Raw genomic sequence first — 20,939 nt, 5'->3', positions numbered from 1 at the left:
AAGGGAAATGAGCAAAGCGTAAGCAAACGCGCTTTTTCTTCAAAAAAGCACTAGACAGGATTCTATTAAATCCGTAGTATCCCCACCCGCAACGGCGCTACGCGCCCGTAGCTCAGCTGGATAGAGCGCTGCCCTCCGGAGGCAGAGGTCTCAGGTTCGAATCCTGTCGGGCGCACCATTCGAAGCGTTTAATATGATTCGATGTAGTGCGGGAGCTGCGGAGGTACTTAATGACTCCGTGAGAAGTGAGTACCGGAAACGTAGTAAAGAAGTGGTAATATGGTGGCTATAGCTCAGTTGGTAGAGCCCTGGATTGTGATTCCAGTTGTCGTGGGTTCGAGTCCCATTAGCCACCCCAATTTTTAAAGTTTGTGACATGCGAAGGTGGCGGAATTGGTAGACGCGCTAGCTTCAGGTGTTAGTGTCTTAACGGACGTGAGGGTTCAAGTCCCTCTCTTCGCACCACACAAGCTCAGATGTCAGTGACATCATGTAGTAGGTAGTAAAGCATCACCCGTCGGCGAGTAGCGCAGCTTGGTAGCGCAACTGGTTTGGGACCAGTGGGTCGGAGGTTCGAATCCTCTCTCGCCGACCACTATTCTCAAGGTCTTGTTTGTAGTCTTCAAACGGGACCATAAAAAAACCGCTGGTTAATTTAACCGGCGGTTTTTTTTCGTCTGTTGTTTTGCGTCGATCATGTCAGTGTTCTGTCGCTGCCTCCTTTCATTGTCTTTCCCTGTTTTCCGGCGTGTTGTCGCCTCGCCTGAACGGTCGTGAGCTCAGTGATCAAACCCGTGCGGGCGTAAACTCTCCTCAGGACATGACGACCTTCACTCCATCCTCTTCCTTTCATGTTGCTGAGATAATGATCTGTAAAATGATTATGGATATGTCATGACATGTGTACTGGGTCGATCTATTCCTCTTTTTCGTCGAAATAACGTCATTTCAGAAACATCTCCTTATTTTATGCCGCGATAGTTCCATGATAATAAATAGTTGTATGAGAGAGGTATTAATGCCGACCTCAGCTTAAACCAGCGACAGTCTTTCATCAGTGAGAGTTTATTCCTCCTTCCTATTCAGAACGGTAATCAATCAACGGAAGGAGTATTTCCTTTATTAAGGAGAATAAGAATGATTTCATGTTTTACGGAAGCGCGCTTTTGCTTCAGCTTTTTATATGAACGAATGCAGCATAGAAATATCGTGTGGGTGGTAAAGGATCAGCGTCAATTGAATAAAGCTATTCTTGATCGCGTCCATTCATTATTGTCACCAAAAGAATTTATTAACGATAGCGATATCGGCTTGCTTGAAAAGGCCTATGGAAAGTTAAGTCCTTCGGAGATTTATTTAGCCGAGCGTTATGGCGTGCCCGCACACCATATGCTCAGTGCGGAGAACCTCGTCCAGGCGCGCCATTTTGATGAGGGGTGTCTGCACAAGGTTCAGACACGTTACGTTCAAGAGGGTCGCAAAGGCGCGGTGGTGTTTCGGGATCTTGTATTGAACACGCGGTGGATGGATTTTTTCGACGGTAAGGTTGTCAACGCGCAGTCAGCCATGTTGGCCTACGCTGCGGGCCAGTACGCTATCGAGCAGGTTGCCGTGATGGGTGATTACCGGAGGCTCGAACAAGCGGCTGGCGCGACGGTGCACTATCTGGATGGGGTTCGCGATGCGTCATCGCTCATCGCCCAAGAGGCGTTGCTTAATCTATGGGATTTGCCGTCGATTTGGGCGGTCAAAGGCGAATCTGACTTGATAGCCTACCGGCTTCTCGACAACTACCTCAATACCGGTGCGGCTTTTAGTCGGCGGGACGTGATTAAACAAAACCTTGCCACCGTCTATCGCCCATTCGCTCGCTCAGCGCTTTCGGGTGATGAAAAACACCTCGCTCAGCAAAACTTTCTCCGAATGAAAAAAGATTTCATCTACGAATAACGTCAATCAGTCTTTATGGATGTTCTTTTATTAAGACATAGTGCGCGATGAGTCCGTCATTATTCTTTCCGACGCGTGTGTTGTTTATGACGATATATTTATATGATGATAAAAATAGTCTTTATTTGTGATGATTAACACGGTGGTGTTCGTTTTATAATAAAAAAATCGCGCCATTTTATTTTCTGATGAAAAATCGTTTTTTGTATTCGATGGGCCTGATTTATTAAAAATGACCATCCCCTATGCTGTGTTGATCTAAAAAAGAAAACAGCATGGATGGCGTCAGCCTACGGTATCTATTTTTAATAAACTCGTGCCCGATGGTTGCATTGGAAGCCAGATCTTAATGGCCCCCCGTTGCGATAATGACTTCCACAGACAGTGAGTCGAGTGCGTTAACCCTTCACTATAAATAAGACATACCGCGGGTTGCTGAATGAGTGATGGGCGAACACGGGATGCCATACAGGCATCCCTGCTATCTCAAAACGGAGGCGTCGGCGGCATTAGCGTGGGGTCGATAAGAAAGTAGATTTTGCCATAGGCCGTCTCATCATCAATGACCTGCTGAATTTGGCGCGCGACATCTTCCCGATGGATTAACCCTAAAGCCTCTTCTTGCACCCGGATGGACCGGCCGGTCCCTGCGCCGGGCTTGAGACCACCCGGCCGGAGTATGCACCCGTTCAGTCTGCTGGTCTTCAGCCAGCTTTCCGCCAACGATTTTTCCCGCACGGCGTGGCCGAATACCTCTCGGGCTTTTGGCGACAGCAGATGCCAGCTGTCGCCGCAGCCAATCGATGTGACCAACACCATATGGCGGATACCGCAGCGCTCCGCGGTATCGATAATGAGCCGATTGCCAAGATAGTCGGCCTGCGCGCTGCCGAGTGTAGAAACGATCCGCGCTCGCGGGCCAGCGGTCTCGCAGGCGAGCTGGACGCTGTGCTCATCCAGCGCATCGCCTTCCACCACCGTGACGCCACACTCACGCAGCGTCCGTGCCTGCTCGGTATTGCGGACCAGCGCGGTGATGGCGCGCGACTCCTGCAACCCGAGGGTCACCAGCGCGCGGCCCACGCCGCTTGCGCCACCAAAAATCAACCACGGATGCTTTTCCATATGTCCCGTTCCTGTTCAGCCCTGAGTCTCGATGTCACATCAGCTTCTGTTCGGCATCAATGCTATGCCGCTACCTGAGATAACAGTAATGGTGGAATCAACGTTTGCAAAGCCTGTAACACATTGCTCGCCCAGAAACGCCCGTCAGCGGTGAGATGGAAGCGCGAGCCGTTTAACCGTAGCAAACCGCACTGTTGCCACTGTTGGAGCAACGGCAACAATGGGGCGGGATCGTCCAGCACGCGGCTCAGGTCGTAAAATCCGGCGTCGATGCCGCCCTGTAAATCCAGTCGCCAGCGGTACTGATCGCTAGGCGGCGTCATCATGGCGATAGGCTTGCGGTCCTCGTCGATCGCCTGATAATAGTCGCCCAGTTTACGCGCCATCATATATGACTGACCGGCCAGGCTGCCGCCTGCGCCGCTGCCTAACGCCAGATAGTCCGCCCCTTGTTTGATCAGCAGGTTATACAGGTTGCGTTCACGGGTATGGCGCGACCAGTGGCTGTTGCTGAGCTGACGCCAGTTTTCATCCGCCAAAAATTGCTCGCCCGTCAGATAAAGTTCGCGGTTGAAGCTGACGTCCGGCAAGGTCACGCGCTGGTTTTCAACGGCCTTCGCCAGCAGGGTATTGGGCAGGAGATTCAGCGCGTACAGATCAACGCCATCCAGCGGAAGATCGCGCACGATCGCCAGATCTTCCCGCCAGCTCTCGATTGTTTGATCGGGCAGCCCGAACATCAGATCGCAAATCACGGCTGCGCGATCGCGCTCCGCCAACCGACGGATGAAGGTCAGTGCCTCTTCACGGTTAGCCCGTCGCCCCAGCCGCTGGCGCACACGCGTATCGAACGTTTGTATGCCGATGGAAAAGCGGTTAGCTCCGGCTTCCAGGCAGGCATCGATGCGTTCATCGTCGAAGTTGAATATGCGGCCCTCAACGGTGATTTCACAGTCCGCCGCCAGCGGCAGCTTTTGGCGCAATGCGCTGATGATCTGGTGCAGCTGCCGAGCGGTCAGTGCCGAGGGCGTGCCGCCGCCCAGATAGATAGCGTGGATCGGCGAAGACTGATGTAGCTGACTGCCGGCTTCCAGATCGAGTTCTCGCAGCAGCATCTCGCAGTAATGCGCGATGGCCTGATCGTCCTGCTTGTTTTGATAAAAGCCGCAGAACTTACACTGCGTCGCGCAGAACGGAAAATGCAGGTACAACAATCGTTTGTTGCCGGTTAACGTGCTATTCAGTAACCCTTGCCAGGCCGCGTTAATGTCTTCGGAAGGGAGGGGCCTTTGCTGGCGCCACGGCATGGTGGCCCAACGGCCTTGAAAGGGAAGTCCCTGCTCGGCTGCAAAAAAAGGTGAAAGATCAAGAGACATAGATGGCGTGTTCCTCTGTAAATCTGCCGGTCACTCTTGAATGTAAATGAAAATAGAAATCATTTATCTCCGGAGATGGAGGAAGAGCATAATACAGCCGCCTGTGCAGTAAGTTGACGCATATCAGGAGAAAAGTCGCCAAACTGTCGGTAAATGGTCTTAAAAGGGTCAAAATGCATTAAATTTTGTTAATGTTCGCCGAGCTAAGATTTTAACGACTGTGGGTGACGACTTCAGGCTAAGCTGAGGCGCGTTGCTTTCAACGGACCTGCGGCACTACGAGAAAAACCTCTCTTTTTTGGCGCCAATCGCTGCTTTTTTCGAGGCAGATGAATCAATTGCGTGCTAAGTAAATTCCTTGCCTTTAGATGATAATGATTGCTATTATCCGCTGAGAGATGGGCGCATTTTTTTAACATAACGCGATATCTCCATGAAAATAATAAGGTATTTATTAAGCTTACTGAATCACTTCGTTAAGTGTTCAAAAAAGCGCTAACCCCATATGTACTCCTTTTCAGGGGATCCGCATGCGTATTCTGGTGGTTGACGACGACACAGCGCTCTGTCAGTGGTTGGATGCAAAATTACACGCCTGTGGCCACACATGCCGTGTGCTTCATGACGGCGGTCACGCGTTGACGGCGATACAGCAAGAGGTCTACGACGTCGTTCTGCTCGACAGAATGCTGCCGGTGATGGAGGGTTTCACCTTACTGCGCGAACTCCAGGATCGGCCACATCCCCCCATTATGCTGCTTTCCACCCTGGATCTTGATGTTGATCGCGTCATGGGGTTGGAGCTTGGCGCGGAAGACTATCTGGGAAAACCGTTCAATTTTGACGAGCTGCGCTTACGGCTGGAGATCATGGTCGGGCGGGGGCGTCGACGTACGGAGTCTGGTTCCGTACTGACGTTTTTCGATCTGAAGGTTGATTGTCTGCAGCGTACCGTATGGCGTGGTGAGAAACGTATCGAGCTGACCGACAAAGAAATTAAGCTGTTAATCGTTCTCATGGAAACACCTGGCAAGGTGTTCAGCCGTACGCAGCTGTTAGAGCGCGTGTGGGGTTACCGCTTCAATCCGCAGACCAATCTTATCGACGTGCATATGTCCAAGCTGCGGGCCAAAATCGACAAGGGTTTTACACGGCCGCTGATTAAAACTCAGCGCTCGGTCGGCTACTGCTTGAGTCTTGAGGAAAAAGCGTTACCTCTTTCCGATGACTCGGTGAATTCTCCCTATCATCACGTTTGAACAAGCGGCTGAGATCACCCAATGTCACGACGTGATCGTACGCGGCAGGCACATCGTGACTTCATACGGTTTATCCGCCCCTCTGAGCGTGACATTGCCATAAAACACCGATAATAGCTTCGCCTCACCGTTGCCAGTCATTCTATAGGCCAGTCGTTATCATCAGGTCACGGACTGATTTTTCAGTTACCGGACACCACCTGCCGTGAGATGTCCCCATGTCCCCATCAGGCTGGCCTGATGCTGTTTACTGACGGTCTGGCGATGAAAGGCGGTAGACCGACGAAGTGTCGGCCTGCGTGGCGATAAATCGCTGAAGCTCGTTGATTCGGTATCGCCAAGACAGGTTAAGAGAGCCCGGAGATTACGGGATGGAAAGCTAACCGCGTCAACGGGCATCGGTCGCCATCACCCGTGAGCGGTCCTCCCTTTCTTAGCTTGTTGCGTCACGCCTGTCGGGGAAAGGTCGCTATCTTTTTTTCCAGACTGTGCTGCTGCCGGCAGAGATCGACCGCCTTTAAATCTGCCAGGAACGACTGGCGCCAGTGGCTGATGTCGTTGCGGTGGATGACCGCCATCATATCGCTGTGACGGGCAATCCTCTCCGCCAGCGGCATGGTTAACGCTTGATCCAGCGCGCTGGCGACCTGATCGCGATCGTACGGATTGACGATCAAGGCGGCGGTCAATTCGTTAGCGGCACCCGCGAATTTAGAGAGGATTAATACGCCGGGATCGTTCGGATCCTGTGAGGCGACGTACTCTTTGGCGACCAGATTCATGCCGTCGCGCAGCGGCGTCACCAGCCCGACCTCGGTGTAGCGGAAAATCTTCATCAGCAGTCGGCGTTCAAAGTGCTGATTGAGGTAGTACAGCGGCGTCCAGTTCAGCGTGCCGTAACGGCTGTTGATACGCCCGGCCTCGGTTTCCAACTGATGGCGAATGTCCTGATAGGCCTGTACGTCGCCGCGCGAGGTCGGCGCGATCTGCGTATAACGGACGTGACCGCGATGCTGTGGGTGGTTTTCCAGCAATGATTCGAAGGCCAGAAAGCGCTCGGGCAGCCCCTTGGAGTAGTCCAGGCGTTCTACCGCGATGACGTTTTTCAAATTCACCAGTCCGCGACGGGCCTCTTCCAGCTTGGCGGGCAGCGGGCCTTCCGCCATTTTGCGGATGCTTTCCGGCTCGATGCCGATAGGATATACCTCGGTGCGGAACAGATTGCCGAACGCGCTGTAGGTGTGCTCGCCGACGGTTTTCACCGGCGTCAGCAGAGACAAACTCTCGAGAAACGCCTGCCGATCGTGTTCGGTTTGGAATCCCAGCAGATCGTATTCGCACAGTTTCTCCAGCAATGCCTCGCAGGGCGGCAGCGCGTTGAAGATGTCCGGCGCGGGGAAAGGGATGTGCAGGAAAAAACCCATTCGGTTATTCAGGCCCAATTGACGGCATGCGGCTCCGAACGGCAGCAGGTGGTAGTCGTGAACCCACAGAATATCGTCCTCTTTCACCAGCGGCTGCAGGCGTTCCGCCAGCAGCGTATTGACGCGGCAATAGCCTTCCCATGCGCTGCGGTCGTAAGACACCAAATCGAGACGGTAGTGGAAGGCGGGCCAGAGAACGGTGTTGGAGAACTGACAATAATACTCTTCGTAGTCCGTGTGGCTCAGGTTGAACGAGGCGTAGGTGATGCCGTCGTTTTTCTGTATTTGTAGCGGCAACGGTTCGTCGCTGATGTCACCGTTCCAGCCATACCAAAGCCCGCCGCTGCTTTTGAGCGCATCCAATATGCCGACAGCAAGACCGCCGGCGCTCTGTCTCTTGCTATCGGGGGCGGCAATTCTATTCGAGATGACGACTAATCGACTCATAGCTTTAGCTCCTTACCAATGAAATTTTGTTTTCATACATGGCCTGCTGCTGTGTGAGCCAAAGATGTACCGCTGCGACGTCGGCGAGTCGGTAGCGCGCTTCGCTGGGCCCTGGGCCGACTTTGACGGAAATGCCGCCCAGTGCGTTCACCTGTCGGAATCCGGCTTCGTCGGTGGTATCGTCGCCGATGAAAAGCGGCGTGCGTCCGGCGAAAGGCGGCGATTGCATAAAGGTATTGATGGCCGCGCCTTTGTTCGCCCCGCGGGGCTTTAGCTCGACCACGCATTTGCCGGTTTGTACGGTCAGCTGCGGATAGCGCAGACAGAGCGACTCCGCCAGCGCCGTGACCTCCGGCTTATAATTGGGAGCTTGACGGTAGTGCAATGCGAATGAGGCACCCTTATTTTCCAGGCGACAGCCGGGAAGCGAGGTCAGTCCGTGAGTTAACGCGTCCTGCAAAGCGCCGACGATATCGTTCGGGAGGGGCGTTTCATGGCGTTGCCCATCAATTTCGCGCCGTTCTGCGCCGTGGATACCCGCTGCGGGCAACACGAGCGGGGCGATCAGCGCGTCCAGTTCTGCAATCGGGCGTCCAGAGATCAACGCCAGCGCGCCATCGTTACCGGTAAACAGGGTATGCAGCGTGTGACAAACCTCAGGGGGGACGACCACCTGTTCGGGGGTGGGCTGGATCTCGGCCAGCGTGCCGTCGAGATCGAAGAAGAAAGCATAATCATCTAAGCGTAAAGGGGGGTCTGGTGCCTGGTCTGTCATCGTACCGCTCCTCCTTTTGGGAAGTTATTTGGAATCTTTTTGGCGTTGCGTCAATACTGCGCCTGATCGCTCCTTTTGCTGATACATGAAAATAAGGCAGTGCCGGTAATTATAGGCATCGATGAATAATTCGCCAGCTAAACAATGGTTTTTTATCCATGATAGGTGGCGATTTTTCAACCATGAATTTTACATGGGTTTAGGGTTTTTCATTGATTATTAATCCTTTTTGCGCTTTTTTCTCGTCGTTCTATCTTAGTCTCATACGATATATAGCCAGCGAATTCAGCGTGCTATATTTTTAAGCCAATACTCTGTTTTCAGCGGTCTTCCCTCCTTTTTCTGGCCTGACCAAATCCTCATTGAACCGTATGCAAAGAGTAATCTATGGCTTCTCACCCGATTGATTTTCTTCTGATTGGAAACAATTATGGCACCGCCGACGCGCTGGATAGGTGGCCGGACCCGGCGAACGACGTCGGTCACGCCGTGCTGAAAGTCGACGGTGTGATTCGCCATGCGGAGCGCGTCGGCCTCCTCACCAGAGTGAACACGCCATGAGTCTACGATTTCGCCTGGCCACGTTAGCCGATGACGACGCGTTCTTGGCGCTGATGGCCGCTGCCTATGCGCCGATACGGGCGTTGGCCATCCACTTCGACGCCGCGCATGCGGATCTCGACAGCGTGCGTCGGCATATTCAAAACCACGGCGTTTACGTGATGGAGAAAGAGGGGCGTCTGGCTTCCTCCTTTACCGTGCGCTATCCGTGGGGGCTGAACCCCGGTCCATATGGGCTACCGCATTTGGGCTGGTTCGCCACCCATCCGGACTTCAAACAACAGGGGCTGGGCCGTCAGATGCTGACGTGGCTGGAGCAGGAAATTCTGGTCGGCCAGCTCAAAACGCCGGCGGTCACGCTTGGCACGGCCCAGCAACACCCCTGGCTGCTGGCGATGTACCAAAACTATGGTTTTGAAATCATTGGACAGGCCGATTTAGGCAAAGGCCATCTGACTATCTACATGAAAAAAGTCTTTAACCCGCAGCACGATCCGCAGTGGACGCAGCACCCTTCGACAAGAGAGGCGTAATGATGAAATTGAAAGCACTGACCCTGTCCGCCGCACTGGCTGCCGCGTTAATCACGGCCGGGTGTGATGCTCAGAATAGCGGCGACGATGCCAAGGTGATACGTATCGGCGCAACGGGTCAGAGTTACCCCAACGCATTTAAACAGGACAACAAACTGGTCGGGTTCGATGTCGAGGTGGCGGAGGACATCGCTAAAGCGCTGAACTACCGGATTGAGTGGGTAACGGCCGACTTCAGCGGCATTATGGGGCAGCTGGAAGCGAAAAAGCTGGATACGGTGGCGAACGTGGTGGCGATCACGCCGGTTCGCCAGCAAAAATATGACTTTTCCCAGACGTATGGCTATTACGGCAGCCAGATCGTCACCCATAAGGACAATGCCGACATCAATACGCTGGACGATCTGAAAGGGAAAACGGTGGCGGGCGTGCTGGGGTCTAACCATGTTAATAATCTGAAGAAAGCCTTCCCCGACGGCAGCATCACCATCCGTACCTATGAAAACCGCGACGGCGCGATGAGCGACGCGTTGGCCAAGCGTGTGCAAGGGTATGTCCAATCGGGACCAATCCTGCTGGCGGAAATCAACAAGCGCAATCTGCCTTTCAAGTTGGTGGGCGGTCCGCTGGTGGTTGAGTCGGTCGGGTTCCCGTTCCATAAGGACGAGAAGGGCGAAGCGCTGCGCAAACAGTTTGACGAGGCGTTGAAGCGGTTACGTGATGATGGTCGCTTGAAGGCGTTGTCCATCAAGTATTTCGGCGACGACATCACGACGCCGCCCGCTTCCTGAGTCGACAGGAAACACACTAGCAAGCCCGCAGGTATGACGTATGAATATTGATTTCGGCTATTTGTTAAACGTGTTTCCCCAGGTGCTGATGTATGTGCCGACCACGCTGCTGCTGGCGGTGGTGTCGATGCTGTTCGCCATTATCCTGGGACTCGCGCTGGCGCTGCTGCGCGAAAGCCGGTTCCTGGTGGTGGTGAAGCTTGTTGAGCTGTATATCTCGCTGTTTCGCGGTATTCCGTCGTTGGTGCAGCTGTTCATTATCTACTTCGGCCTGCCGCAGCTGTTTCCTGAGCTGAATGGCATGTCGGCGATGTCTGCGGCCATTATCGGCTTCAGCCTGAAAAACTCCGCGTATATGGCGGAGATTTTCCGCGCGGCGCTGGCCTCGGTCGATCCGGGACAGACGGAGGCCGGATTGTCGGTTGGGATGAACCGGGCGCAGATTTACGGCCGTATCGTGCTGCCGCAAGCGTTGTTAAACGCGCTGCCCGCCACTGGTAATACCTTTATTTCGTTGATTAAAGACACCTCAGTGGCTTTCGCGCTGGGCGTCTCCGAACTGTTTGCCGAGGGCAAGATGATTGCCGCCGAATCGCTGCGTTTCTTCGAAACGTTTTTGGTGGTCGGGCTGGTGTACTGGCTGCTGATCCTCATTTACGCGCGGTTGCAGGCCCTACTGGAAAAGAAACTCAGCCATTCGCGTCAGCGATAAGGAGCGGACGTGATTAGCATCCAACATCTGACCAAGCGTTTTGGCGAGCGCGCGGTGCTGAACGACATCAGTCTCGAGGTCGCGAAGGGGGAAGTGGTGGCGATCATCGGGCCGTCCGGCTCCGGGAAGTCGACGCTGCTGCGCTGCATGAACTTGCTGGAGTCGCCGGAAGCAGGCACGATTGTCATCGGCGAACGAACGCTGGACTGCCAGCGATATACGCGCAAGGAGGCTCACGCGCTGCGCCAGCAGACGGCGATGGTCTTCCAGAACTACAACCTGTTCAAGAATAAAACCGCGCTGGAGAATGTGACCGAAGCGCTCATCGTCGTGAAGAAAATGCCGAAAGCGCAGGCCCGGGAGAAGGGCATGGCGCTGCTGGCGCGGGTCGGTCTGGAACCGCAGGCCGGGCAGTATCCGGTGACGCTATCCGGCGGTCAGCAGCAGCGGGTCAGCATCGCCCGAGCGCTGGCGGTCGAGCCGCAGGCGATTTTGTTTGATGAGCCGACCTCGGCGCTGGACCCAGAGCGGGTGCATGAAGTGCTGCAAGTGATTAAACAGCTGGCGAAAAACGATACCACGATGGTGATCGTCACTCACGAGATGCAGTTCGCCAAAGAGGTGGCTGACCGGGTGATCTTCATGGCTGACGGCTGCATCGTGGAGCAGGGACCGGCGGAACAGGTCATCAGCTTTTCCGACAACCCGCAGACGCAGCGTTTCCTGCGGCAGTTAACGACGATCCATGAACCGACGGAATATGTTATCTGATCTATTCACACCTTTTGTCACGCCCGGCCTTGTCCGATGGCGTCACCGTTAGGAGTTTCCGACTATGAGAGTGAACCCTCAGCATGAACCTCTGGCGCAATTCGTTCAGGCGTTTCGCCACGATATGCACCAGCATCCCGAACTGTCTAATCAGGAGTTCGAAACCACCCGTAAAATCCGCGCGGAGCTGGAAAAAGAAGGCATTCGCATTCTCGACCTGCCGCTGAAAACCGGACTGGTGGCGGAGATCGGTAGCCCTGAAGCGGAGCCGCTGGTGGTGGTGCGCGCGGATATCGATGCTTTGCCGATTGAGGAAGAGTCCGGCGTCGCGTTTAGCTCCCATCATCAGGGCGTGATGCACGCCTGCGGACACGACTTTCATACGTCGGCGGCGCTAGGCGCGGCGATATTGCTGAAACGGGCGGAGTCCGAGCTACAAGGTCGGGTCCGCATTCTGTTTCAGGCGGCGGAAGAGACTGGATTGGGCGCGCCTGACGTTATTGCCACCGGCGCGCTGGACGGAGCGACGGCGATTTTCGGGATCCACAACGATCCGACGCTGCCGGTAGGGGTGATCGGGGGTAAAGATGGCGCGCTCACTGCGGGCGTCGATCGTTTTGAAATCAAGATCGCCGCCAAAGGGTGTCATGCGGCGAAACCGCATGAAGGCAACGATCCGATCATCATTGTGGGACAGCTGATCGGCGCGGTGCAGACGATCGTCAGCCGTAACGTCCCGTCGGACAATAACGCGGTGGTGTCGATTACGCAGGTACACAGCGGCAGTACCTGGAACGTCATTCCCGACACGGCCTATCTGGAGGGCACGGTGCGGACCTTCAGCGCGGAAGCGCGCGATCTGATTGAACAGCGATTTCGGCAAATTGTGGCGGGGATCGCCAGTACCTACGGCGCGGAGATTGAATTGCTGTGGCACGCCGGGCCGCCGTCGGTCGTCAATACGCCTCGCTGGGTGGCGTTCTCTCTGCAGGTCGCCAGCGAGGAAGGATTCGAGGCTCGTCGCGTGGAAGCCAGTCCTATTGGCGAAGATTTCTCGTTTTATCAGCAGAAACTGCCGGGTACGTTCATGATGGTTGGCTCCGGCGGACCGTACGCGCTACATCATCCTAAATTCCGGGTGGACGACCGGGCGCTGTTTCCGACGGCGCATTATCTCTACAGCGTCGCGCGCAAAAGCCTGGAGCACCTGTCGCAAGAGGCGTGATCACAACAATCGCGAGGCTGATAACGGAGAGACTTTCTGGCGTTCCCACTGACCGTCGCAGAGAGTGGCCACGCCGTATCGCCAAGCCCCGTTTCCGCCGTGAGTGGCGGTTTCGGTGCTGTCTTCGTTTAGCGACAGGGATGGTTTCAGACTGTCGTCAAAAGAAGACGCGCAACATATTGATAAATATTAATTATTTTTAACTAGTACCAGACTGTCTCTCATCGGTGACAAACGGGCGTTTTTGCATTCTCGCCCTGCGCTATATTTCGCGGCGACGGCCGTGAAAAAATTCTATTAAATCTTATTGTTTTTCAGTTAATTAATAGGAATTTGGTCTTTCAGATTAATCACTATGGCGAGAGTGGCACGGTTGATGCAAAATCCCCACCGTAGATGCTCATTCCATTTTCTATGTTTGCTTCGGCTTCATAACCCTGGGAATGACGCAGAGCCCTTATCGGTGCCTATCGTCCACCATGACATGAAAACCATTTCATGAAACGTTTCGGACATTACGTTGAGTGAGGCACCACCCCTAGTCTTTATGACCTGATGTTTATTGACGCTTGTCGAAATTCGACAAGCGTTTTTTTTGTGGGTAATTCGGGACGTTTGGCGTTTAGGAGTGGGGCGAGGCAAACATCGGCAAGTTTGTTGTGATTGATGACATCGTGCCCGACAGGCACAAAATTTGATGTGCGTATAATTGCATTGGCAACAATTTAAATTTCTCGTCGCTCAATTAAATGATTAATCGGCCTTACCTTTCCAAATGACCGATGTCGGCGATCGCTAAGTCAAAATTTCAGAATAATTGCCAAATCTGCGCAATTTATTGCGCAGTTTCCAGCACAAATCACTGTTTGCGCAATGTTTGCAAACGATCTGCGCATCTTGCGCAATATTTTGCGCAGGTATTGGATAGGGTAAAACGCGTATTTTAAATTCCTTTATAAAACAGTAAGATAAAAATTGGCATGGTCATTGCATTATTGGGCGGCGAAAGTAAAAAACCGTTCAACAACAAGGAGCATGACTATGCCAACCCCATGTTATATCAGCATTGAAGGGAAAACTCAGGGCAACATCACCGCCGGTGCTTTCACCTCTGACTCTGTCGGCAACATCTACGTGCAGGGCCACGAAGACGAAATGTTGGTGCAGGAATTCAACCACGTTGTGACCGTACCGACTGACCCGCAGTCCGGTCAGCCGTCCGGCCAGCGTGTGCACAAGCCGTTCAAATTCACCGTGGCGCTGAACAAAGCCGTCCCGCTGATGTACAACTCCCTGGCGTCCGGCGAAATGCTGCCGACCGTGACCCTGAAATGGTACCGCACGTCGGTAGAAGGTAAGCAGGAGCACTTCTTCTCCACCACGCTGACCGACGCGACCATCGTGGACATCGACTGCCAGATGCCGCACTGCCAGGACCCGTCCAAACTGGACTACACCCAGCTTATCCAGGTGTCCATGTCCTACCGCAAAATCGACTGGGAACACACCGTCGCCGGGACTTCAGGTTCTGATGACTGGCGTGCGCCGGTCGAAGCGTAATGCCGACCACCCGGGCCTCTGGCCCGGGTTTTCCGTTGTGTGACGGGTGTTGCGGTGTGCGCGGACGCAGACCACAGCATCCATTCAGGTAATTGAACTGTCGTATTATCACAGCGCTGAATTCCGCCATCTCAATAGGCGGTCGCCGTGGCGTCAGGGAAAAAGGAGAGGGATAACGTGGCAAGCATGACCGGGCTTCAGTTTACCGTAACGATAGGCGCACTGCCGGAGAGCACATTCTCGGTAGTGGATTTTCAGCTGGACGAAGGGCTGAACCGACCCTTTGCGCTGGGGTTGTCGCTGGCGAGCGCGCTGCCAGCGGTGGACTTCGGCGAGGTGCTGGACCAGCCGTGCGAGCTGCTGGTGTGGTACGAAGGCGAGCTACAGCGGCGGGTCAGCGGCATCATCAGCGAGTTCGGTCAGGGCGACACCGGCTTTCGACGCACGCGTTATCAGGCGGTGGTGCGCCCGGCGCTGTGGCGGCTGGGACTGCGGACCAACGCCCGCATCTTCCAGGCGCAGAAGCCGGAGGAGATTATCAGCATCCTGTTGCAGGAAGCGGGGATTACCGATTTTGCGTTTGCGCTGCGCAACGAACACGCCCAGCGGGAATACTGCGTGCAGTACCGGGAGAGCGACCTGGCGTTTATCGAACGTCTGGCGGCAGAAGAAGGGCTGTTCTACTTCCACGAGTTCGAGGCGGGCAAGCACCGGGTGGTGTTCGCGGACGACGCGGTGGCGCTGGGCAAAGGCCCGGACCTGTTCTTCAACCTCGCCAGTCAGGGCCTGTCGGAAGGCGCGTATGTGCGCCAGTTTAACTACCGGGAAGCGGTGCGCACGGCGGAAGTGGAGCTGAAGGACTACAGCTTCAAAACCCCGGCTTACGGCCTGTCCCACAAGAAATTAGGTGAAGCGTTAGACCATCAACGTGAGAGCTACCAGCACTACGACTACCCGGGGCGCTTCAAAAAAGACCCGAGCGGCAAGGCGTTCAGCGGCCATCGGCTGGATGCGCTGCGGGCGGATGCGGTCACCGGTCAGGGCAGCTCAAACTCCGGGGCATTGATGCCGGGGAGCGCATTTACCCTGACGGAGCACCCGAACCTGATGCTGAACATTGCCTGGCAGGTGGTAAACGTGACCCACATCGGCACCCAGCCGCAGGCGCTGGAAGAGGAAGGCGGCGGCGAGCCGACCACGCTGACCAACACCTTCGGCGTGGTGAAAGCCAGCACCACGTGGCGGCCCGCGATGCCGCATCGCCCGATGGTGGACGGTCCACAGATTGCCACGGTGGTTGGCCCATCAGGCGAGGAGATTTACTGCGACGAATACGGTCGGGTGAAGCTGCAGTTCCCGTGGGACCGCTACGGCGCGAGCGACGACCAGAGCTCGTGCTGGGTGCGGGTGAGTCAGGGCTGGGCGGGCGGTCAGTACGGCATGGTGGCCATCCCGCGCATCGGTCACGAGGTGGTGGTGAGTTTTCTGGAGGGCGACCCGGATCAGCCGATCATCACCGGGCGCACCTATCATGCCACCAATCCTGCGCCCTATGAGCTCCCGGCGCACAAGACCCGCATGAGCATCAAGAGTTCGACCCACAAGGGGGTCGGCTTCAACGAACTGCGCTTTGAAGATCAGGCCGGGCAGGAAGAGCTCTTCCTGCATGCCCAGAAAGACATGAACACCGTGGTGCTGAATAACCGCAGCACCTCGGTCAACGTCGATCACAGCGAGAACGTCGGGCGCGACCAGACGCAGGTGGTGCAGCGCAATCAGACGGTGTCGGTACAGGGCGATCAGGTGACGGAAATTCAGGGACAGCAGACGATAGCCGTGACGAAAAACCGCAGCACGGTGGTGAACGAGGCCGAGGCGCTGAACGTCAAGGGCAACATCACCATCCAGTCGCTGGAGGGCAACATCCAGATTGGCACCAGCAGCGGTTATATCCTCATCACCCAGAGTGGTGACATCAATATTGTGGGCAAGAACATTGTACTCAACGGCACCCGCATCGATTTGAACTAAAGGACGGCAACGCAATGTATCAGATGAATGAAGGCACACTGGCGATCCCAGCAGACTGGCGCGACGAATCCCTCCATGTGTTTGTGTTGCCGGGCGACACGGCCAATTTGGTGGTCAATCGCACGCCGATTGAGTTCGGCCTGACGCCGGAGACGGTCTATCAACAAACGCTGGAGCAGTTTTCCGCGCACCTGAAAAACTATGAAGAGCGCGCTGCCTGGGAACTCACGCTGGATGGCGAACCGGCGCGCGGACTCGAGTACACCTGGCGTTCGACGGAGGGGCCGATGCATCAGGTTGTGGTGATGCAGGTGCGCGGTCAGCGGCTGCTGACGTTTACCGTCACGGCGGCGGGCGAACTGCGGGAAGAGCAGAAAACGGCGATGTTAGCGGTGGTGGAGAGCTTTAAAAGCGCGTCCTGAAGGGAGTCGACATGCTGAATGACATACTGAGCCGAGTGGCCCGCGTAGGGGCCATGCATGCGGGTAGTCAGCCCGCGCCGCCAGCGGAACGACCACAGCCGTGTCACGGCAAACCGCCGACGTCGCCGGGCAAGACCATCAAACATGCCAGCTTTCTGGGCGCGCTGCTGGGTGCGGTGGCCGGCGCACTGGTCGCAGCGGCGGCTTTTGCGGTCGCGGCTGCTGCGGTAGCGGCGGTGGTTGTAGGACTCGGATTGACCGGAGGGCTGGGACTGGCGCTGGTGGTGGGGGCCGTCAAGCTGGCGGCCGGGTTTGGGCTCACCTATTTGCTCAAAGATCAGATTGCCGCGATCTCCGGCGGCGTCGCCGCGATGGTGGACAGCGTGACGCCGCCGTTTGGCCCAGTGGTCACTGGGTCCGGCAATGTCTTCGTCGAAAAACTACCGGCGTCTCGTGCCGAGGTCGATACGGTCGCCTGCACCAAACACAATTCGCCGCAGCTGATTGCTCAGGGCAGCGACACGGTGTATGTCAATCAGCATGCGGCGGCGCGCATTGATGATAAAACGGTGTGCGGCGGTACCCTGAAAGAGGGGGCCTCCACCGTCTATTTCGGCGCGGGACAGCAAACCTTACTAGCGATACAGGACGAATTTAGCTGGTGGGAAAAAGCCATCCTGATTGCGGTGGAGTTTTTGGTGCCGCCGAGTAAAGGCTTATTTAAAGGCTTGGGGAAATTATTTACCCATCCCCGGGCCGTGCTCAGGGGAATGTACGCCGGTGCGTTAATGACCGCTCGCGAGTTAAAACGCATCGCGGGGTGCGCCAGTCGCGCTTTTCGCGAGAGTAAAGGACTGGCACGCGTCAAGGAATCGATAAAAGCGTTCCTGAAAGACCCGGTGTATATCGCCAGCGGCGAAGTGATTGAGTCGCGGCAGGATATCGCGCTGGGACAGACGCTACCGCTGATGTTCGAGCGAACCTACCGCTCGGCCTCGTCGCACACCGGGCTGCTGGGGCACGGCTGGCACGACAGCTGGAGCGAGGTCGCCCGAGTCAGTCAGGAAGGCTTGAATACCCATGTCGTCATCACGCTGGCGCAGGGCTTTGACATCGATTTCACCTTTCATCAGGACATCCAGGCGGTGTTCTGCCCGCTCTACCCCGAGTTTACCCTCTACCGCCGCGGTGCGGGTTTCAGCCTGTGGCACCGTGACAGCCAGACCTGGCGCGAGTTCCGCGTGGCGCACGGTGATACGCGGTTGCTGAGTGAAATCCGCGACACGCATGATAACCACATCGCCCTGCTGCGTGACGGTCAGGGTCGTCTGCAACAGGTGCGGCACAGCGACGGCATCGAGATACGGCTGGTGTGGCAAGGCGAGTTCGTGCATCAGCTTATCCGCACCGACGGCGCCCAGCACACCGAGCTGGCGTTGTACCGTCAGGATGAACTTGGCCGCCTAATGGAGGCGGACGCCACCCAGCTGTACCACCTCTACTACGAATACGACGCGGCCAATCGGCTGACGCGCTGGCACGACCACGACCAGACCTGGGCGCGTTACGAGTACGACGAACAGGGACGCTGCGTCTTCACCACCTGCGCCGACGGCTTCCTGACCGGACGGTTCGAGTATTACCCCAACCGCGTCATCATGACCGACGGTCAGGGGCATCGCAGCGAGTACGGGTTTAACGATCTGTCGCTGATGAGCTACCAGCGCTCGCCACTGGGCCATAAAACTCGCTACGAGTATGACGAACACGGCAACCTGCTGCGGGAGATTTCGCCGCAGGGGCGCGTCACCGCCTTCAGCTATCTGGAGCAGAGCGGACTGGTCAGCACCTTCACCGACGGCAGCGGTCAGGTGTGGGCCTATGACTACGACGATCAGGAACGGCTGTGCGGCGTGACGGACCCGCTGGATCGCACCTGGTCGTGGGAATACGACGCGGCGGGCGACCCGGTGCAGCTGACCGGGCCCGACGCCAGCGAAGTTCACTTCACGTGGAACCGCTTCGGACTGCTGACTCAGGTCAGCGACCGGGCGGGCGAGGTGCAGGCTCGATTGCAGTATGACCATCGTCAGCGCCTGCTGAGCGCCACGGACGCGGAAGGCCGCATGCAGCACCTGCGATACGACCCGCAGGACCGGGTCGTGCAGTGGCTGCGCCCGGACGGCGCGGCGTATAAATTTGGCTATCGGCGTGCCAGCTGGCGTCTGCCGGAGCAGCTGTTGCGCCCGGATGAACGCGAGGAGCAGCGGCAGTACGACCGCCACAAAAACCTGCTGAGCTATGTGGACGGCAACGGGGCGATGTGGCGTCAGAGTTACGGCGCGTTCGACCTGCTGCGCTCGCGCACGGACGCACAGGGCCGGACCTGGCGCTACGACTACGACCCGGAGACGCAGCAACTGACGTCGGTCACTGCCCCGGACGGCAGCCGCTGGCAGTGGTGGCTGGATGCGGACGGCCGGGTGATCCGCGAACAGGATATGGCCGGCACGGTCACCCACTACGGTTATGACGAAGACGGGCACTGCATCGAGGTGCGCAACGGCGAAGGCGAACGGCGCACCTTCCTGTACGACGGCCGCGGCTTGCTGATACAGGAAACTTCGCCGGAAGAGACGATGCACTATCGCTACGATGCGGTGGGGCGGCTGACCGAGGTGACGTCGTCCGTCAGTCACGTGCAGCTGGAGTACGACCTGCGCGACCGAGTGGTGCGCGAGTGGCAGAACGGCACGGAAGTGCGCAGAGTCTACGACGAGCACAGCGTCACGCGCACCCTGCTGTGGCCGGAAGAAGAAAAGGAAGAAGAAGGACTGACCAGCACCTTCCGCTACAGCCGTACCGGTGAGCTGAAACAGGTGGTGCTGCCGGACGGCGCGGAGCTGACGATAAACCACGATGCCGCCGGGCGCGAGAGCGAACGCCGGGGCGGACGCTTCCTGCAAACGCGCGAGTACGACGCGATGGGCTGGCTGACGCGCGAGATGACCGGTCAGGCGCACGACGGACGGATACAGGCGCAGCAGACGCGAGAGTACCGCTACGACGGCGCGGGGAACATGACCGGCGTGCGCACCAACCGCGACAGCGAAGGCTATCGGCTGGACAAAACCGGGCGGGTGCTGTCGGTGTTGCGTGGCGGCGCAGGCCGAACGCCAACCGCGGAGACCAATTACCACTACACCCGCAGCGGCCTGCCGCAGGAGCAGGGACGGCTGACCGAGTGGGAAGCGGGCCGACTGGTGCAGCGCGACGATATGTATTACACCTACGACCGGGCGGGCCGTCTGGCGCGCCGACAGGAGGTCAAGCCGGGGTTCCGGGCGCAGGTGTGGCACTACCGCTGGGACAGCCGCAATCAGCTGCGGGCGGTGGACACCCCGAGCGGCGAGACCTGGTTTTACCGCTACGACCCGTTCGGGCGTCGGGTCAGCAAACGTTGCGCCGAGCGCGGCGAAGAGGTTCGCTACCTGTGGGACGGCGACCAGATAGCGGAAGTGCGGCACTATCGTCAGGGACAACAGACGTCGCGGCGACACTGGGTCTACAACGGCTGGGAGCTGGTGGTGCAGCAGCGGCACACCGTCGCGGGCGGCTGGGATACGGATTTTGTGAGCAGCGCGCAAAACGGCGAGCCGCAGGCGCTGTACGATAGCAAAGGTGAACTGCGCTGGCAGGTGCCGAAAGCCACACTGTGGGGCCAGCGTGCGGTCGCGAAAACGGAGAGCGCAGACCCGGGACTGGCCTTCGCCGGACAGCTCCGTGACAGCGAAAGCGGCCTGTGCTATAACCGATTTCGGTACTACGACCCCACCGGCGGCGGATATATCTCGCCGGACCCGATAGGGGTGTTGGGGGAGAAAGCAATTATGCTTATGTGCATAATCCATCAAGTTGGGTTGATCCGTTTGGGTTAGCGGGATGTAGCATTAAGCCGGGGAAAAACTTTAAAGATC

Annotated in this window: 15 protein-coding genes, 4 tRNA genes and 1 pseudogene; 16 read left to right on the top strand and 4 right to left on the bottom strand. The window is 56.7% G+C overall.

The window, feature by feature from the left end:
* Window positions 1-101: 101 nt before the first annotated feature.
* The 5 genes from CKQ53_RS04185 (at window position 102) to CKQ53_RS04165 (ending at window position 1,950) form a co-directional block, all read left to right on the top strand.
* Window positions 102-178 (top strand) — tRNA-Arg (locus tag CKQ53_RS04185).
* A gap of 104 nt (window positions 179-282) precedes the next feature.
* Window positions 283-358 (top strand) — tRNA-His (locus CKQ53_RS04180).
* Between the two features lie 20 nt (window positions 359-378).
* Window positions 379-465, top strand: a tRNA-Leu gene (locus CKQ53_RS04175).
* Window positions 466-518: 53 nt separating this feature from the next.
* A tRNA-Pro gene (locus tag CKQ53_RS04170) sits at window positions 519-595 on the top strand.
* Between the two features lie 542 nt (window positions 596-1,137).
* Window positions 1,138-1,950, top strand: a complete 813-nt coding sequence (locus tag CKQ53_RS04165) for a hypothetical protein (RefSeq protein ID WP_118894680.1) — start codon at window positions 1,138-1,140, stop codon at window positions 1,948-1,950.
* A gap of 486 nt (window positions 1,951-2,436) precedes the next feature.
* On the opposite strand, the gene CKQ53_RS04160 is transcribed toward CKQ53_RS04165, so the two are convergent.
* Together CKQ53_RS04160 and hutW are read right to left on the bottom strand one after the other, a co-directional pair.
* Complete coding sequence (locus tag CKQ53_RS04160; RefSeq protein WP_094118817.1) at window positions 2,437-3,075, bottom strand: SDR family oxidoreductase; 639 nt, start codon at window positions 3,073-3,075, stop codon at window positions 2,437-2,439.
* Window positions 3,076-3,137: 62 nt separating this feature from the next.
* A complete protein-coding gene (gene hutW, locus CKQ53_RS04155) occupies window positions 3,138-4,451 on the bottom strand; it encodes a heme anaerobic degradation radical SAM methyltransferase ChuW/HutW (protein WP_094118818.1) in 1,314 nt (437 codons plus the stop codon).
* A gap of 530 nt (window positions 4,452-4,981) precedes the next feature.
* On the opposite strand from hutW, the gene CKQ53_RS04150 reads away from it, so the two are divergent.
* Window positions 4,982-5,710, top strand: a complete 729-nt coding sequence (locus CKQ53_RS04150; protein WP_085652173.1) for a response regulator transcription factor — start codon at window positions 4,982-4,984, stop codon at window positions 5,708-5,710.
* A 446-nt stretch (window positions 5,711-6,156) separates the two neighbouring features.
* On the opposite strand, the gene otsA is transcribed toward CKQ53_RS04150, so the two are convergent.
* Together otsA and otsB are read right to left on the bottom strand one after the other, a co-directional pair.
* A complete protein-coding gene (otsA, locus tag CKQ53_RS04145; RefSeq protein WP_094118819.1) occupies window positions 6,157-7,581 on the bottom strand; it encodes an alpha,alpha-trehalose-phosphate synthase in 1,425 nt (474 codons plus the stop codon).
* A 4-nt stretch (window positions 7,582-7,585) separates the two neighbouring features.
* Window positions 7,586-8,356, bottom strand: coding sequence for a trehalose-phosphatase (gene otsB / locus CKQ53_RS04140; protein WP_118894678.1), 771 nt, complete (start codon window positions 8,354-8,356; stop codon window positions 7,586-7,588).
* A gap of 387 nt (window positions 8,357-8,743) precedes the next feature.
* On the opposite strand from otsB, the gene CKQ53_RS18370 reads away from it, so the two are divergent.
* The 10 genes and pseudogenes from CKQ53_RS18370 to CKQ53_RS04095 form a co-directional block, all read left to right on the top strand.
* The gene (locus tag CKQ53_RS18370; RefSeq protein ID WP_162896325.1) at window positions 8,744-8,917 is read left to right on the top strand and encodes a hypothetical protein; all 174 of its coding nucleotides are present in this window, start codon (window positions 8,744-8,746) and stop codon (window positions 8,915-8,917) included.
* Window positions 8,914-9,450, top strand: coding sequence for a GNAT family N-acetyltransferase (locus tag CKQ53_RS04135; protein WP_118894676.1), 537 nt, complete (start codon window positions 8,914-8,916; stop codon window positions 9,448-9,450). The genes CKQ53_RS18370 and CKQ53_RS04135 overlap by 4 nt, the downstream gene beginning before the upstream one ends.
* Window positions 9,451-9,452: 2 nt before the next feature.
* On the top strand, window positions 9,453-10,241 hold the full coding sequence (locus tag CKQ53_RS04130) for an amino acid ABC transporter substrate-binding protein (protein WP_085652182.1): 789 nt from the start codon (window positions 9,453-9,455) through the stop codon (window positions 10,239-10,241).
* A gap of 40 nt (window positions 10,242-10,281) precedes the next feature.
* Window positions 10,282-10,953: an amino acid ABC transporter permease gene (locus CKQ53_RS04125; protein ID WP_085652177.1), complete on the top strand. Its 672-nt coding sequence runs from the start codon at window positions 10,282-10,284 to the stop codon at window positions 10,951-10,953.
* 9 nt (window positions 10,954-10,962) lie between these two features.
* The gene (locus CKQ53_RS04120) at window positions 10,963-11,724 is read left to right on the top strand and encodes an amino acid ABC transporter ATP-binding protein (RefSeq protein ID WP_085652178.1); all 762 of its coding nucleotides are present in this window, start codon (window positions 10,963-10,965) and stop codon (window positions 11,722-11,724) included.
* A gap of 64 nt (window positions 11,725-11,788) precedes the next feature.
* A complete protein-coding gene (locus tag CKQ53_RS04115) occupies window positions 11,789-12,949 on the top strand; it encodes a M20 peptidase aminoacylase family protein (protein ID WP_118894674.1) in 1,161 nt (386 codons plus the stop codon).
* A gap of 1,041 nt (window positions 12,950-13,990) precedes the next feature.
* Window positions 13,991-14,509 (top strand): Hcp family type VI secretion system effector, encoded by a 519-nt coding sequence (locus tag CKQ53_RS04110; RefSeq protein WP_118894672.1) that lies wholly within the window; start codon window positions 13,991-13,993, stop codon window positions 14,507-14,509.
* A gap of 177 nt (window positions 14,510-14,686) precedes the next feature.
* A complete protein-coding gene (locus CKQ53_RS04105) occupies window positions 14,687-16,540 on the top strand; it encodes a type VI secretion system Vgr family protein (protein ID WP_118894670.1) in 1,854 nt (617 codons plus the stop codon).
* 14 nt (window positions 16,541-16,554) lie between these two features.
* The gene (locus CKQ53_RS04100) at window positions 16,555-16,962 is read left to right on the top strand and encodes a DUF1795 domain-containing protein (protein WP_085653848.1); all 408 of its coding nucleotides are present in this window, start codon (window positions 16,555-16,557) and stop codon (window positions 16,960-16,962) included.
* A gap of 11 nt (window positions 16,963-16,973) precedes the next feature.
* A pseudogene (locus CKQ53_RS04095) lies at window positions 16,974-20,914 on the top strand (RHS repeat-associated core domain-containing protein); the annotation flags it as partial.
* Window positions 20,915-20,939: the final 25 nt, after the last annotated feature.

Origin of the sequence: Lonsdalea britannica (assembly GCF_003515985.1) — a bacterium.
Classification (GTDB): domain Bacteria; phylum Pseudomonadota; class Gammaproteobacteria; order Enterobacterales; family Enterobacteriaceae; genus Lonsdalea; species Lonsdalea britannica.
The sequence above is the reverse complement of the archived record's forward strand: the minus strand, read 5'-3'. Positions and strand labels throughout refer to the sequence as shown.

What these genes read in the sequence shown, in the direction of transcription:
- CKQ53_RS04165 (WP_118894680.1), top strand. Translation starts at nt 1,138, where the DNA reads ATGATTTCATGTTTTACGGAAGCGCGCTTTTGCTTCAGCTTTTTATAT.
- CKQ53_RS04160 (WP_094118817.1), bottom strand. Translation starts at nt 3,075, where the DNA reads ATGGAAAAGCATCCGTGGTTGATTTTTGGTGGCGCAAGCGGCGTGGGC.
- hutW (WP_094118818.1), bottom strand. Translation starts at nt 4,451, where the DNA reads ATGTCTCTTGATCTTTCACCTTTTTTTGCAGCCGAGCAGGGACTTCCC.
- CKQ53_RS04150 (WP_085652173.1), top strand. Translation starts at nt 4,982, where the DNA reads ATGCGTATTCTGGTGGTTGACGACGACACAGCGCTCTGTCAGTGGTTG.
- otsA (WP_094118819.1), bottom strand. Translation starts at nt 7,581, where the DNA reads ATGAGTCGATTAGTCGTCATCTCGAATAGAATTGCCGCCCCCGATAGC.
- otsB (WP_118894678.1), bottom strand. Translation starts at nt 8,356, where the DNA reads ATGACAGACCAGGCACCAGACCCCCCTTTACGCTTAGATGATTATGCT.
- CKQ53_RS18370 (WP_162896325.1), top strand. Translation starts at nt 8,744, where the DNA reads ATGGCTTCTCACCCGATTGATTTTCTTCTGATTGGAAACAATTATGGC.
- CKQ53_RS04135 (WP_118894676.1), top strand. Translation starts at nt 8,914, where the DNA reads ATGAGTCTACGATTTCGCCTGGCCACGTTAGCCGATGACGACGCGTTC.
- CKQ53_RS04130 (WP_085652182.1), top strand. Translation starts at nt 9,453, where the DNA reads ATGAAATTGAAAGCACTGACCCTGTCCGCCGCACTGGCTGCCGCGTTA.
- CKQ53_RS04125 (WP_085652177.1), top strand. Translation starts at nt 10,282, where the DNA reads ATGAATATTGATTTCGGCTATTTGTTAAACGTGTTTCCCCAGGTGCTG.
- CKQ53_RS04115 (WP_118894674.1), top strand. Translation starts at nt 11,789, where the DNA reads ATGAGAGTGAACCCTCAGCATGAACCTCTGGCGCAATTCGTTCAGGCG.
- CKQ53_RS04110 (WP_118894672.1), top strand. Translation starts at nt 13,991, where the DNA reads ATGCCAACCCCATGTTATATCAGCATTGAAGGGAAAACTCAGGGCAAC.
- CKQ53_RS04100 (WP_085653848.1), top strand. Translation starts at nt 16,555, where the DNA reads ATGTATCAGATGAATGAAGGCACACTGGCGATCCCAGCAGACTGGCGC.